Annotated in this window: 8 protein-coding genes; 3 read left to right on the plus strand and 5 right to left on the minus strand. The window is 72.9% G+C overall.

All coding sequences use genetic code 11. The features are described 5' to 3' along the window. Window positions 1-1140: 1140 nt before the first annotated feature. Window positions 1141-1887, minus strand: a complete 747-nt coding sequence (gene pdxH, locus IF99_RS0128500; RefSeq protein WP_037827894.1) for a pyridoxamine 5'-phosphate oxidase — start codon at window positions 1885-1887, stop codon at window positions 1141-1143. A 274-nt stretch (window positions 1888-2161) separates the two neighbouring features. On the opposite strand from pdxH, the gene IF99_RS0128505 reads away from it, so the two are divergent. Both IF99_RS0128505 and IF99_RS0128510 read left to right on the plus strand, forming a co-directional pair. After that, the gene (locus IF99_RS0128505) at window positions 2162-3271 is read left to right on the plus strand and encodes a citrate synthase 2 (RefSeq protein ID WP_031000969.1); all 1110 of its coding nucleotides are present in this window, start codon (window positions 2162-2164) and stop codon (window positions 3269-3271) included. 318 nt (window positions 3272-3589) lie between these two features. Next, on the plus strand, window positions 3590-5764 hold the full coding sequence (locus tag IF99_RS0128510) for a glycoside hydrolase family 3 N-terminal domain-containing protein (protein ID WP_031000971.1): 2175 nt from the start codon (window positions 3590-3592) through the stop codon (window positions 5762-5764). A 383-nt stretch (window positions 5765-6147) separates the two neighbouring features. Here IF99_RS0128510 and IF99_RS0128515 read toward each other — a convergent pair whose 3' ends face one another. Then, entirely contained in the window at window positions 6148-7161 is a 1014-nt protein-coding gene (locus tag IF99_RS0128515; RefSeq protein WP_031000973.1) for an EamA family transporter, read from the minus strand. Between the two features lie 611 nt (window positions 7162-7772). Between IF99_RS0128515 and IF99_RS0128520 the strand changes: the two genes are divergently transcribed. Then, window positions 7773-8720: a LysR family transcriptional regulator gene (locus IF99_RS0128520; protein WP_078655322.1), complete on the plus strand. Its 948-nt coding sequence runs from the start codon at window positions 7773-7775 to the stop codon at window positions 8718-8720. Between the two features lie 42 nt (window positions 8721-8762). On the opposite strand, the gene IF99_RS0128525 is transcribed toward IF99_RS0128520, so the two are convergent. The 3 genes from IF99_RS0128525 to IF99_RS0128535 all read right to left on the minus strand — a co-directional run bounded on the left by IF99_RS0128525 (window position 8763) and on the right by IF99_RS0128535 (window position 13962). Next, window positions 8763-9347 (minus strand): maltose acetyltransferase domain-containing protein, encoded by a 585-nt coding sequence (locus IF99_RS0128525; RefSeq protein WP_031000977.1) that lies wholly within the window; start codon window positions 9345-9347, stop codon window positions 8763-8765. A gap of 249 nt (window positions 9348-9596) precedes the next feature. Beyond that, complete coding sequence (locus tag IF99_RS0128530) at window positions 9597-10847, minus strand: phospholipase D-like domain-containing protein (protein WP_031000979.1); 1251 nt, start codon at window positions 10845-10847, stop codon at window positions 9597-9599. 88 nt (window positions 10848-10935) lie between these two features. Then, window positions 10936-13962, minus strand: a complete 3027-nt coding sequence (locus IF99_RS0128535) for an FAD-binding and (Fe-S)-binding domain-containing protein (protein WP_031000981.1) — start codon at window positions 13960-13962, stop codon at window positions 10936-10938. Between the last annotated feature and the right edge of the window lie 259 nt (window positions 13963-14221).

Here is a 14221-nt window from a genome sequence, read left to right on the forward strand (position 1 = left end):
GACCGGGCGTCGGGGGGGGAGATTCGGGCGGGAGGGGCTGCGGGAATGCCGGGGCGGCACGTGCGGGGATCGGCTGCGCAGGAATGGCAGGCGATGGCGGGGAGTCGCACAGGGCGGGGAGTGGTGCAGGGCGGGAGCGGTGCGGGGCCTCGGTGGATATGCGAGGAGGGGCGCGCAGGGTCGGGGCGGGGCCGGCGCCGGGGCTCTTCGGCTCGACAGCGCGGGACGCGGGACGCAGTCGTCCTTCGGGGGTTGCGGTGAGTGGCGGCGCGCGGAGCCGGATTCATTCCCGGTGCGGGGCCCCGAACGCGGGGTTTCGTTTCCGGCGAAAACCCTTTGCCTCTCGGCCAGAGCGTTCTTACAGTGGTCAGCACATGAGAAGGGAGGTGGTTCGGAGAATGTATGACTACCGGACGCGTGAGGTGACTGCGGGCTAGCGGCCCCTGTCCCCGCACTCTTGTGCGGTGGCCGGAAGCGTGTGGAAGAGCGGGCCCGGAAAACCGGACCAGCTCACGCCGTCGCTGGCCCAATCCCAGCAGTACACCCGACCCGCAAGCCGCCGGTAAGTCCGGCCGGCTCTCTCGCAAGGGAGACCACGGCTTGCGGGTCGCCTGCGTTTTGGGCAGCCTCAGAGCGGACGACCACGCGAGGCCGCGCCGCAGGCACTCGTGAGGCAGAGCGCGGGGACGCAGTTGGTGTTGTGCCGCAGCCGCCACCGGTGCTGTACCGGGGTTGCTGGGTCGGAGTGAGTGAGTACGGGGTGTGGGCGCGCGGGGTGTGAGCGCCCGGTACTGAGAGCTGATGCCCGGGGCTTCGCGGGGGCGTCGTCTCCAGAGGTGTCGCTTCGCGGGACGTGGGTCGGGGTGGTTGGTGCGGCGCCTAGGAGTGCGTTTGTGCGGGGCGCTTCCCTGGCACCTCACCCCGGGCAGCCCCCGCCCTCCCAGGGGGCGGCCCCAATACCATTCTTTCGCAACCCCACCCCCGCCCACCCCCCTACCACTACATCTGTGGATAACCCCGCTGAAGTTTCTCAACGCCTCACTCGTCAGAGTGAGCAGCGTTTCCCGAACAGAAGGCTGAGCAAGGGTTTTCCACACCCGTTCGTGGGCCCCGCGCCCGTCGCGGGATGCCACGTACCTGTCACGGGCTCAGTCGTTCGAGCGTCCACTCCGACGCCGCGCCCCGCTCCCCTCCCGTACGGCGATAGCGCAGACGGTCGTGAAGGCGGTTCTCACGCCCCTGCCAGAACTCGACCGTCTCCGGTGTGACGAGATAACCGCCCCAGTGCGGCGGCACGGGCACCTCGCTGCCCTCCGGATACCGTGCGGCGAGCCGCGCGTACTCCTCGTCGAGCACCTCGCGCGACGCGACGGGCCGCGACTGCTCGCTCGCCCAGGCGCCGAGCTGCGAACCGTGCGGACGACTGTGGAAGTACGCGGCTGTCTCCACCCGGTCCAGATGCGCCGCCGTGCCGGTGACAAGGACCTGACGGGCCATCGGGTGCCAGGGGAAGAGCAGCGCCACGTGCGGGTTCTCTGCGATGTCCCGGCCTTTGCGGGAGGTGTGGTTGGTGTAGAAGACGAATCCGCGCCCCCCGTACCGCTTCAGCAGTACCGTCCTCGAACTGGGCCTGCCACGGGTGTCCGCCGTCGAGACGACCATGGCGTTGGGCTCGAAGATCCCCGCCGACACCGCGTCCGTGAACCAGCGCCCGAACTGCTCCATCGGCTCCGCCGCGAACGCCTCGGCCGTGATCCCCTCGGCCCGGTACTGCTCGCGCATCCCCGCGGGGTCGAGCACGTGCGACACGTGCCCCCGTCCCGCACTCCCGCGCTGCTCCCGCTCCGCGTCCCCACCTCGCGCCTCCGGCGCGTTCTCCTCGCTCACGGCGCCATCCTGCCGCACCGCGCGCACCCCATGTGTCGCGTACATCACGGCGACGCCCGTCGCCGTGAGGGGTGACCCGCTCCCGTACCGGGCATGACGCAGAAGCGCGCCCGGTGGGCGACGGCCGCCGTCGGCGGGTCCGTCCTAGTGGCGCGGCTCTTCCGGCCGCAGCGTACGGTCGCGAGGGCCACCAGGAGCGTCGGGGCCGTGAGGCCGGGTCGTCCCGGTCAGGCACGTGGTCGTCGCGAGTCACTGCGAGACGAGGAGCAGCGAGATGTCCGATTTCGTGCCCGGCCTCGAAGGGGTCATCGCCTTCGAGACGGAGATCGCCGAACCCGACAAGGAAGGCGGTGCCCTGCGCTACCGGGGCGTCGACATCGAGGACCTGGTCGGCAAGGTCTCCTTCGGCAACGTGTGGGGACTCCTCGTCGACGGCGCCTTCACCCCCGGGCTGCCCCCCGCCGAGCCCTTCCCCCTACCGGTCCACACGGGTGACATCCGTGTCGACGTCCAGTCCGCGCTCGCCCAGCTTGCCCCCATCTGGGGACTGCGCCCCCTGCTCGACATCGACGCCGCGCAGGCCCGTACCGATCTCGCGCGCTCCGCCGTCACCGCGCTCTCGTACGTCGCCCAGGCGGCGCGCGGCCAGCAGTCGCCGATGGTTCCGCAGAGCGAGATCGACAAGGGCCGCTCCATCGTCGAGCGGTTCATGATCCGGTGGCGCGGCGAACCCGACCCCCGGCATGTGAAGGCCGTGGACGCCTACTGGACCTCGGCGGCCGAGCACGGCATGAACGCGTCGACCTTCACCGCCCGCGTTATCGCCTCCACCGGTGCCGACGTCGCCGCTGCGCTCTCCGGAGCGGTGGGCGCGATGTCGGGGCCGCTGCACGGCGGAGCGCCTTCCCGCGTGCTCGGGATGCTGGAGGAGGTCGAGCGCACGGGCGACGCGACCGCCTACGTCCGCCGGGCCCTCGACTCCGGCGAACGCCTCATGGGCTTCGGCCACCGCGTCTACCGCGCCGAGGACCCGCGCGCCCGTGTGCTGCGGCGTACGGCCAAGGAGTTGGGCGCCCCCCGTTTCGAGGTCGCCGAGGCCCTGGAGAAGGCCGCTCTCGACGAGTTGCACTCCCGCCGCCCCGACCGTGTGCTCGCGACGAACGTCGAGTTCTGGGCCGCGATCATGCTCGACTTCGCCGAAGTCCCCGCCCCGCTCTTCACCTCCATGTTCACCTGTGCCCGTACGGCCGGCTGGTCCGCGCACATCCTGGAGCAGAAGCGCACCGGCCGTCTGGTCCGCCCCTCCGCCCGCTACAACGGCCCCGGCAGCCGCGCGCCCGAGGACATCGAGGGGTACGAGGACGCGGTACGCCTCGACCGCTGACCTCCCCTGCGGCCGACCGGCCGACTCGGGACCTCCCGCGCTCCCGGCTCTGCGGAGCTCCGAGCTTCGTGGAGCTCCGGCACGGTGGCTCTACAGGTGGCGGGGTGCGCTCCGCCACCTGTGGCCCCGAGGCGCCTCCGCAGGCGCCGCGTTCCGCCCTCGGTCCAGGGCGGTCCGCCTGCTGTCCGTGCGCAGCGCGGGCGTTGCGGTCGCCCTGTCTCCCGCCACCTCGGGCCCCGGCCGTCCGTGCTCGTCCTCCCGTCCTGAGCGACGGGACGATATGGAAAACCCCGGGCACAACGCCTAGCGTGTACCGCCATGACTGTCGAACACACCGCCGGTGACCACCTGGAACTCGTCCGGGACCTCCTCTCCCGGATGACCGTGGCCGAAAAGCTGGGTCAGCTTCAGCAGCTCTCCTGGAACAGCGCCACCGGTCCTGGCGGCGGCGAGACCGAGGAGATCGAGAACGCGGCCCGCGAGGGACGGCTCGGCTCGGTTTTGAACATCACGGGCGCCGCGCACACCAACGCCCTCCAGCGGCTGGCCGTCGAGGAGTCGCGACTCGGTATCCCGCTGGTCTTCGGCCTCGACGTCATCCACGGCTACTGGACGACCTTCCCGATCCCGCTCGCCCAGGCGGCCTCCTGGGACCCGGCCGTCGCCGAGCGAGACGGCGAGGTCTCCGCCGAGGAAGCACGCTCGGCCGGGGTGCACTGGACGTTCAACCCGATGATGGACGTGTGCCACGAGCCGCGCTGGGGCCGCATCGCGGAGAGCGCCGGCGAGGACCCGTACCTCACCGCCGTGCTCACCGCCGCCAAGGTGCGTGGGTATCAGGGCCCCGCCCTGTCGGCCGACCCACGCAAGGTCGCCGCCTGCGCCAAGCACTTCGCCGCGTACGGGGGCGCCGAGGGCGGACGCGACTACAACACCGTCGACGTCTCCGAACAGCGCTTGCGCAACGTTTACCTGCCGCCCTTCAAGGCGGCGCTCGACGCCGGCGTCGCCACGGTGATGGCCTCCTTCAACACCGTGTCCGGCGTCCCCGCACACGCCAACTCCCACCTGCTCACCGAAGTGCTGCGTGAGGAGTGGCAGTACGACGGGATGGTCGTGAGCGACTGGACCGGCGTGCAGGAGCTGGTCGCTCACGGTCTCGCGGAGGACGGGGCCGACGCCATCCGCCAGGCCCTCGGCGCCGGGGTGGACATGGAGATGGTGAGCACCCACATCACCGAGCACGGCGAGAAGCTCCTCGCCGCCGGGGCGATCGACCCGGCACGCCTGGACGAGGCGGTGGCCCGTGTCCTGCTCCTCAAGGCACGTCTCGGGCTTTTCACGGCCCCGTACGCGGAGGAGTCCGCGGAGATCACCGAGCCCACCGCGGAGGCGCGCCGTGCCGCCCGCGAGACTGCGGCGCGCACCCTCGTGCTTCTCAAGAACGAGCCGGCCGCGGACGGGGCGTCCGTGCTGCCCCTGCCCGCCTCGGCCGGGTCGGTGGCCGTCGTCGGGCCGTTCGCGCACTCGACGGACCTGCACGGGACGTGGGCCGGTCCTGGTGCGGCCCGGTTCGCCGCCACCACGGTCCTGGAGGGTCTGCGCCAGGCGCTTCCCTCGACCGATGTGCTGTACGCCGAGGGAGAGGCGGAGGCCATCGCGGCGGTGCGCGAGGCGGATGTGACCGTGGTCGCGGTCGGGGAGCCGGGCGAGATCAGCGGCGAGGCATCGACGCGCGCCGACATCTCGCTGCCCGCGGGACAGGCCGAACTGATCCGCCAAGTGGCCTCCGTGGGCAAGCCTTTCGCCGTCGTGGTCTTCGGCGGCCGGCCGCTCACCATGGAGGAGTGGATCGACGAGGCGCCCGCCGTCCTCTTTGCCTGGCACCCGGGCCTCGAAGGCGGCCACGCCGTCGCGGATGTCCTTACGGGGAAGGTCAATCCGAGCGCCAAGCTCCCTGTCACCTTTCCGCGTTCGGTCGGGCAGATCCCGCTCTACTACAACCACGAGAACACCGGCCGCCCCGCCGACCCGGCCGATCCGAAGGTGCCTTTCCGCTCCTTCTACCTCGACGTGGAGCACGGGCCGCGCTTCGCCTTCGGCCACGGGCTGAGCTACACCCGCTTCGAGACGGGCGCACCCGTCCTGAGCCGGACCGAGATCTCGCTGCGGGAACTCGGTGAGGGCGGGTCCGTCGAGGTGACCGTGCCGGTCAGGAACGCGGGGGAGGTGGCGGGCACGGAGGTCGTGCAGGTCTACGTGCACGACCGGGCCGCTTCCCTCGTGCAGCCGGTACGGCGGCTTCGGGGCTTCGCCCGCGTCGAGCTGGCGCCGGGTCAGAGCGAGCAGGTCGTGCTGCGCCTGGACTCGGAGGACCTCGGCTTCTGGGACAACGACCCGGCCGGCAACTACCGCGTCGAGGCAGGGGCCTTCGACATCTACGCCGGCAGCGACTCGACGGCTGCCGCGCGCACGACGCTGGACGTCGTCTGACGGTCGCGGCACGCCGGCCAAGCCGTCGGCCCCCGTCCGTCGTCCGCCTGGCGCGGGCGGGGGCTCGGGCGGGGGCTCGGGCGGGGGTCCGGCACCCACGATCCCGGCTTTGCGGGAGCCGCCCCCGGGGACGGCCGCCCGAGCACGGCGAAGGACGGCGGCGAGGCGCCCGCCGCGTGCCGTCGCCGGCAAGGGCGCCAGGACGTAGACGAGCACGGGTACGAACACGGAACGTAGCGACCGCGCGAACATGAGCACTCCGTTGGTGACACACAGCCATCGATTTCATGACGGAGCGTGGCCAACAGAACGGGCGTTCACACCCGAACGGCCCTTTCTTCACTCCTGCGAGTGAAGATTTCACCGATTGGGCATTTTGGGCGTCAGTCGTGCCGTTCACTCGTCGTACGCACTGCACCCATGCTGGCGGCGATGACGAGGGCGACGGCCAGCCCTTCGATCCAGCTCAGGTCCTGGTGCAGTACGAGGAAGCCGGCGAGCGCGGCGATGGCCGGTTCGAGACTCATCAGCACCGCGAAGGCGGCGGCGGGGATACGGCGCAGTGCGATGAGTTCCAGGGTGTAGGGCAGCACGGAGGAAAGGAGGGCGACACCGGCACCGAGAGCGAGCGTGGAGGGCACGACGAGCGTCGCGCCGGCCTGCGCGATGCCGAACGGCAGGATGAGGACGGCGCCCACGGCCATGGCGAGGGCGAGGCCGTCAGCCTGCGGGAAGCGGCGGCCGGTCCGGGCACTGAACACGATGTACGCGGCCCACATGACGCCCGCGCCGAGAGCGAAGGCGACGCCCACGGGATCGACGTCGCTCAGCCCGGTACCACTGAGCAGAAAGACACCGAGCAGCGCGAGGAACGCCCACAGGAAGTTCACGAGACGACGGGAGGCGACCACCGACAGGACCAGCGGACCCAGCACCTCGAAGGTCACGGCGAGACCTAGCGGGATACGGTCGGCGGCCTGGTAGAACAGCGCGTTCATGCCGGACATGGCGGTGCCGAAGGCGATCACGGTGCCCCAGTCCGCCCGGGAGTGTCCCCGCAGCCTCGGGCGGCAGAAGAGCAGCAGCACGAGCGCGGCGACGGCGAGCCGGATCGCCACCACACCGAGGGGCCCGGTGCGCCCCATGATGCTCACGGCGAGCGCCCCGCCGAACTGCACCGACACACACCCGGTCAGCACCAGGCCGACCGGTCCCAGCGCGCCGCGCGGACCGATGCGCCGGGCGCCGCCGGAAGGGGCGCCCCCCTCGGTCACGGGAGCCGAGGAGGCGGAGAGCGGGGGGACCGTCGCGTCGGCGGTACCTCGCGGGACAGGAAGACCGGCCCCGGCCGGCCCGCCCGTACCCGACACCGCTCCCGCTTCGCCCCGCTCAGCCACCATCAGCCCGCCCCTTCTCGTCCACGTCCATCCAGGAGGTCAGTCACCTTTGAGGGATCGAACCACCGCACCGATCAGTCTGTTGTACCAGGGCGTGCAATGAAATGAACTTTCCGGTCACCGGCAGCCGCCCGGCGACCGAGGTGCACGCCGCTGCGAGTCCTGCTCAAGACAGCGGGCGCGCGCAGTTGCCCGGAGGACGGCCCTCAGTACCGTTCGCGCACCGATCGCCACGCGAACGCGGCAGGGAGCGTCCGTGCGCCGGGAGGCGCACGAGGACCGCGGTCGGCCGGTCGCCGGCTTCCGCGACCCGGTTGCGGCGAAGCCTGCCGTCGGCACGCTCTTGTCCACGGTAGGCCTGGCGGTGGCTGCCGTGAAATGCGACGGGGACGGGCTTATGCTCGGCGCGCATAAGCAGGAGAGAACGTGGAGTGCCGCCGCCTCTCTCCCGCCCCCACGGGAGCGCACCACCCGGGCGTGCCGTTCGCCTGCCTCGCGCCGCCGTGGGCCTCGGCAGGCGAGGCGCGCGGCGGGCCGGTGGGTCCCGCTCGGCCCGGTGGCGGCACCCGCGCGCCAAGGGGACCGCGTCCGCGCGGGGAAGGGAGGTGCCCATGTCCGTCCGCGACCCCGGCTCGGGGACTGGTCCCGGCTCGGAGGCAGGCGCATCGGCCCCGGGCTCCGGACCGGGTGGCTTGGAGGTGCGGCACCTCCGGTGTTTCCTCGCGGTGGCCGAGGAGGGGTCGGTGACGGCTGCGGCGGCGCGATTGCGCGTGGGACAGCCGGCGGTTTCGCGGACGCTGGCGGCGCTGGAGCGGGGGCTCGGGGTACGGCTCGTGGACCGGTCCACGCATCACCTCGCTCTCACAGCGGCGGGGGCGGCGTTCCGGGTGCGGGCGCGGGCGGCTGTCGCCGCCTTCGACGAGGCCGTGGCCCTCGTCGGGGCGCCCAGGGCCTTGCGGCTCGGGCATGCGTGGTCGGCGGCGGGGCGGTTCACGACGCCGTTGTTGCGGAGGTGGCGCGAGCGGCGTCCCGATGTGCCGCTGGAGTTGCTGCGGGTGGACGACCGGACGGCGGGGTTGCTGCGCGGGGTGGTGGATCTCGCGTTGTTGCGGGGGCCGGTCATGGAGCCGGGGCTGGTGGCGGTGGAGTTGTACGCGGAGCCGAGGGTCGCGGCCGTGCCGGCTGACAGTGGGTGGGCGGGACGGGCGCGGGTCGGGTTGGAGGAGCTGGCCGGGGGGACGCTCGCGCTCAACACCGTCTCGGGCTCGACGACTCCGGAGCTGTGGCCCTCCGGGGCACGGCCGGTGTCGACGTTGACCGTGGGCAATACCGACGACTGGCTCGCGGCGATCGCTGCGGGGCTGGCCTTCGGGGTGACGGCCCGGGCCACGGCGGCGATGCACGCCTATCCGGGCGTCGCCTTCGTCCCGTTGAGCGATGCCCCGCCGCTCTCGGTCTCGCTGGTGCGGCGGGCGGGGCGGGAACGGGAGGAGGTGAAGGAGTTCATCGCGCTCGCGCGGGAGGTGACGGCGGAGGCACGGAGTGGGGAGGCGGAGTGAGGCGGTGCGGAGCTACCGCGTGCGGGGCTACAGGATGCGGGGCTAGAGGGTGCGGACGACGCGGGCCGGGTTTCCGGCGGCCACGGTGTTCGGAGGGAGGTCCTTGGTGACGACGCTGCCGGCGCCGACCACGGAGTTCTCGCCGATGGTGATGCCTGGCAGGACGAGGACGCCGCCACCGAGCCAGACATTGTCCCCGATGGTGATGGGACGTGCGGACTCCCATTTCTCCCGGCGAGGCTCCGGTTCCAGGGGGTGGGTCGGGGTGAGGAGCTGGACATGGGGGCCGAGTTGGCAGTCGGCGCCGATGGTGATGTCGGCGACGTCCAGGGCGGTGAGGCCGTAGTTGACGAAGGTGCGGGGGCCGATGCGGAGGTGGGAGCCGTAGTCGAGGTGGAGGGGAGGGCGGAGGTCGGCGCCTTCGCCGAGTGAGCCGAGGAGTTCGGCGAGGAGGGGACGGGCGGTGTCCGGGTCCTCGGTGTAGGCCGCCGCCCAGCGGGCGGCGAGGCGCCGGGCCGCACGTTGGCGGCGTTCGATCTCGGGGTCATCGGCGCGGTACAACTCGCCGGCGCGCATGCGGTCGAAGATGTCCGGCCCGGGGGCTGGGGCATCGGGGGTGTGCGTCATGGGAGCGAGCGTACGGATGCGGGGTCGCCCGGATCCGTACCGCCGCTCCGTCGCCTACTGCCGCCCTGGGGCCTTACCGTCACCCCGGCCTCGTACCGGCGCCCCACCCCGTGCCACCACCCGGGCCCGGTACCGCCACCCCGCCCACGGGCCCGCGCCACCGCCTCGGCCCCGTGTCACATACCTCCGCCTCGTGTCACGTACCAGCCCCGTGTCGCGTACCCGCCTGGCTCGTGTTCCGCGTCGTGCTCAGAGGAAGCGGCCGAGGGGACGTGTCAGGGATTCGCGGGCGCGTTGGGGGAGGGAGCGGCGGGACCAGCGGGCGCGGTGCATGCGGGTGCTGCGGCTCAGGTCGTGGTCGTAGTCGGCGTCGAGACCGGCGACGAAGGAGGGGTCGAGGACGGCGAGCATGACCTCTTCGTCGTGCTCCATGGAGCGGCGGTTGAAGTTGGTGGAGCCCACCAGGGCGAGGGTGCGGTCGACGGTGAGGATCTTGGTGTGGAGCATCGTCGGCTGGTACTGCCAGATGTGGACCCCGCAGTCGAGAAGGCGGGAGTAATGGCGCTGGCCGGCGAGTTGGCAGACGCGTTTGTCGGTGTGGGGGCCGGGCTGGAGGAGTTCGACGCGGACTCCGCGCGCGGCGGCGGCGCACAGCAGGTCGATGAAGTAGTCGTCGGGGGCGAAGTAGGCGGTGGAGATGCGGACGCGTTCGCGGGCCGATTCCAGGGTGACCCGGAAGAGGGTCTGCATGTCCTGCCAGCCGAAGCTCGCGGAGCCGCGTACGACCTGGACGACGGCGTCGCCGGCCGGTTCCTGCGGGGTGAAGAGGTCCTGCTCGTCGAAGAGTTCGGGGTTGCACTCGGCCCAGTTCTGGGCGAACGCGGCGGCGATGCCGTCCACGGCGGGACCGCGTACCTCGACGTGCGTGTCGCGCCACTCGGAGGAGTCGCGGGCGTCCCCGCACCACTCCTCCGCTATCCCGACGCCTCCCGTGAAGGCGATCGACTCGTCGATCACGAGGGCTTTGCGGTGGCAGCGGTGGTTCTGCTTGAACGGGGAGATGAGGAGTGGTTTACGGAACCAGCTGAGGACGACGCCTGCGTTCTCCATGAGGTCGAGGAGGTCGCGTTCTATCGAGCGGGCGCCGAAGCCGTCGAGGAGCAGGCGCACGCGGACGCCCGCCTCGGCGCGTTCGGCGAGGGCGCGGGCGAAGTCGCGGGCGATCTCGCCGCGCCAGTAGACGAAGGTCATCATGTCCACGGTGCGGCGGGCGGAGGCGATGGCCCGGAGCATGGCGGGGAAGATCTCGTCGCCGTTGCGCAGCGCGTGCAGGCCGTTCCCCTCGGACATCGCGATGCCGAGGAGTCGTTCGAGTCTTCTTCGCAGCTCGACGCCGCGCGCGGCGAGGTCCGCGGGTACCGCGACGTCTGTGCGGTCGCGGGCGTCGAACCTCCCCTCGGCCCCGTTCGACCCCTGCCGTTCGGTCATGCTCGTCGTCATCGTCGTCCCCTCCCAGGTGTCCGCCGGGGCGGGTTGAGCTGCCCCGGCTCCCCTCCGTCTGCCCCGTCTGCCGGGCGACAGCCGTGGACTAGGAAGTGGGGGCCGGGAGCGCGTCCGCCAGGACTTCTGCGAGGTGCCGGCCGGTGCGGGGGCTGAGGTGCGAGAGCTGGGTGCGGCAGGAGTAGCCGTCGGCGAGGACCACGGCGTCGCTTCCCGCCGCGCGGACGGCGGGCAGGAGCTGGTCCTCGGCGCAGGCCACGGAGGTGGCGTAGTGGCCGCGTTCGAAGCCGAAGTTGCCCGCGAGTCCGCAGCAACCGCCGCTGAGTTCGCCGGTGAGGCCGGCCCGCGCGCGCAGGCGGCGCTCAGCCGCGTCGCCGAGCACGGCGTGCTGGTGGCAGTGCGTCTGGCCGACGACCGAGGCCGCGATGCGGGGCGGCTCCCAGCCGGGCGCGGCCTCCTCCTCCAGTACCTGGGCGAAGGTACGGACGCGGGCGGCGAGCCGGGCGGCGCGCGGGTCGTCGGGGAGCAGTTCGGGCAGGTCGGTGCGGAGGGCGGCGGCACAACTGGGTTCGAGGACGAGGACGGGAATGGGGGCGGACGCCTCGTTCGGCGTCGTGCGCGTACCCGGCCCCGTGCCCGTACCGGCATTCGGGCCACGGCCCACACCCACCACGCCGCCCGCCGCGCGCCCCGCGTCCATCGCGTCCACCGCGCGCCCCGCGTCCACCGCGTCCACCGCGTCCACCGCGTCCACCGCGTCCAGTGTCCGCCGCATCACCTTCCGTGCCGCGTCGAGTTGGCCTGTGGAGACGTACGTGAGGCCGCAGCAGACGCCCGCGCCGGCGAGCCAGGGGGCCGGGGTCGTGGCGTGGAGGCCCGCGTCGGCGAGGACGCGGCGGGCGGCGCGGGGGATGTGCGGGGCGAGGTGGCGGCCGAAGGTGTCGGGCCAGAGGAGGACGGGGTGGGCGCCGGGCGGCGGCGTGCCTTCCTCGCCGGCGCGCAGGGGGCGTGTGGCGAGGGCGGGAAGGGGGCGCTCGGGGGTGAGACCCGCGAGGCGGAGGGCGAGTGAGGTGAGGGGGCGGAGGCGGGCGACGGCGTTGAGGGGGCGGGCGAGGGGTGCGGCGGCGCGGAGCCAGGCGGGCAGCCGCCCGAGCGCGTAGTGGCTCGCCGGGCGGAGGCGACCGGCGTAGTGGTGGTGGAGGAACTCGGCCTTGTACGTGGCCATGTCGACGCCGACCGGGCAGTCACTGCGGCAGCCCTTGCACGAGAGGCAGAGGTCGAGGGCGTCGCGCACCTCGGGCGCGCGCCAGCCGCCTGTGACGACCTCACCTGCGAGCATCTCGTGGAGCAGGCGGGCGCGACCGCGTGTGGAGTGTTCCTCGGCGCCGGTGGCGCGGAAGGAGGGGCACATGACGGAGGTGCCGTGCGTGCCGCCGGGTTCACGGCACTTGGCGACGCCGACGCAGCGGCGTACGGCGGCGGAGAAGTCGCCGCCGTCGTGCGGGTAGCCGAAGGCGACGCCGACGGGTTCCCGGGGCAGGACGGAGAAGCGGAGGTTCTCGTCGAGTGCGGCGGGGCGGACGAGGATGCCGGGGTTGAGGAGGTCGTCGGGGTCCCACACGGCTTTGACCCGCGCGAACAGCGCGGTCAGCTCGGGCCCGTACATGACGGGGAGGAGTTCGGCGCGTGCCTGGCCGTCGCCGTGTTCGCCGGAGAGGGAGCCGCCGTGCGCGACGACGAGGTGCGCGAGTTCTTCGGAGAAGCGCCGGAAGACGGCGATGCCAGGCGCGCTGAGCAGGTCGAAGCCGATCCGGACGTGGACGCAGCCCTCGCCGAAGTGCCCGTACGGCGTGCCGTGCAGGCCGTGGTGAGCGAGGAGCGCGCGGAACTCGCGGAGGTACGGGCCCAGCCGGGCGGGCGGGACGGCGACGTCCTCCCAGCCCGGCCACGCCTCGGCGCCGTCCGGGCCGCGCGTCGCGGTGCCCGCGGCGTCCTCGCGCACGCGCCACAGGGCGCGTTGGGCGGCGGGGTCGGTGACGACGCGGGCGTCGAGTGCGCCAGCCGCGCCCGCGAGGAGGCGGGCGTGGTGGGCGGCCTCCGCCGGGTCGGCGCCGCCGGTCTCGGCGAAGAGCCACGCACCGCCGCGCGGCAGCGACGTGCTGTCCGGCACGAGGTCGGCGGCCATGCCCTCGACGGTGAGCGGGGCGAAGGGCAGGAGTCCGGCGGCGGCCTCGGCGGCCTCGCTCTCGTCCGCGTAGCCGAGGACCGCGAGGGCGCGCGCCGGGGGCGCTTCGACGAGGCGTACGCGCGCCTCGGTGAGCACGCCGAGCGTGCCCTCGCTGCCGCACCAGGCGCGGGCGAGGTCGGTGCCGTGCTCGGGGAGAAGGGCGTCGAGCGCGTATCCCGAGATGCGGCGCGGGAGGGCCGGGTAGCCGGTGCGCAGGAGGGCGAGGTGGGTGTCGACGAGGGCGCGGAGGGCGTCGGGGATGGGGCGTGGTCCCGCCGGTACGGGGGCGGTACGGCGGGGGCCGGGTGGTGCGGCCGTGTCCCAGCCGCGCGCGAGGTGGTGGGGGGTGCCGTCGGCGGCGAGGACGTCGAGGCTTTCGGTGTTGTCGGCGGTTGTGCCCCAGGCGACGGAGTGGGCGCCGCAGGAGTTGTTGGCGATCATGCCGCCGAGGGTGCAGCGGGCGTGCGTGGAGGGGTCGGGGCCGAAGGTGAGGCCGTACGGGGCGGCTGCGGCGCGGAGCGTGTCGAGGACGAGGCCGGGCTGGACGCGGGCGGTGCGCGTGTCCGGGTCGAGGTCGATCAGCCGGTTCATGTGGCGCGTGAAGTCGAGGACGATGCCGGTGCCCGTGGCCTGGCCGGCGATCGAGGTGCCGCCGCCGCGCGGCACGAGCGGGACGCCGTGCTCGCGGCAGGCGGCGAGGGTCGCCGCGACATCGTCGCTGTCGTGCGGGGCGACGACGCCGAGCGGGACGCGGCGGTAGTTGGAGGCGTCCATCGTGGTGAGCGCGCGGGCCCCGGGCGAGAAGTCGACGGTGCCGCGCACGGTGCGGGTCAGGGTGCGGTGGAGGGCGGCGACGGTGCCGCGGGCGGGGCGGGGGTGCGGGCTCATGGGGTGTCATCTTTCCCGGGCGGGGCGGCGAGTACGCGGGGAAGAGGGGTGGGCGCCGTCCACCGGAGGGGGTTGAGTTCACTGGGATGAGTGAGCGGATTTTTTATTTTCGGGAGTTATCCACAGATTTGCTGGGGTGGAGGTGGGGGGTGGCGGATTTGCGGAAGAATGTTAGAAGGGGAGCCCCCCGGGTGGGAGGGAACTGTCCGGGGGGGGGCAGGTTCGCCGAGCCCCCCGCCCCCACCTCGCCCCACCGCCG

Source organism: Streptomyces sp. NRRL F-5630 (assembly GCF_000719475.1).
Classification (GTDB): Bacteria; Actinomycetota; Actinomycetes; order Streptomycetales; family Streptomycetaceae; genus Streptomyces.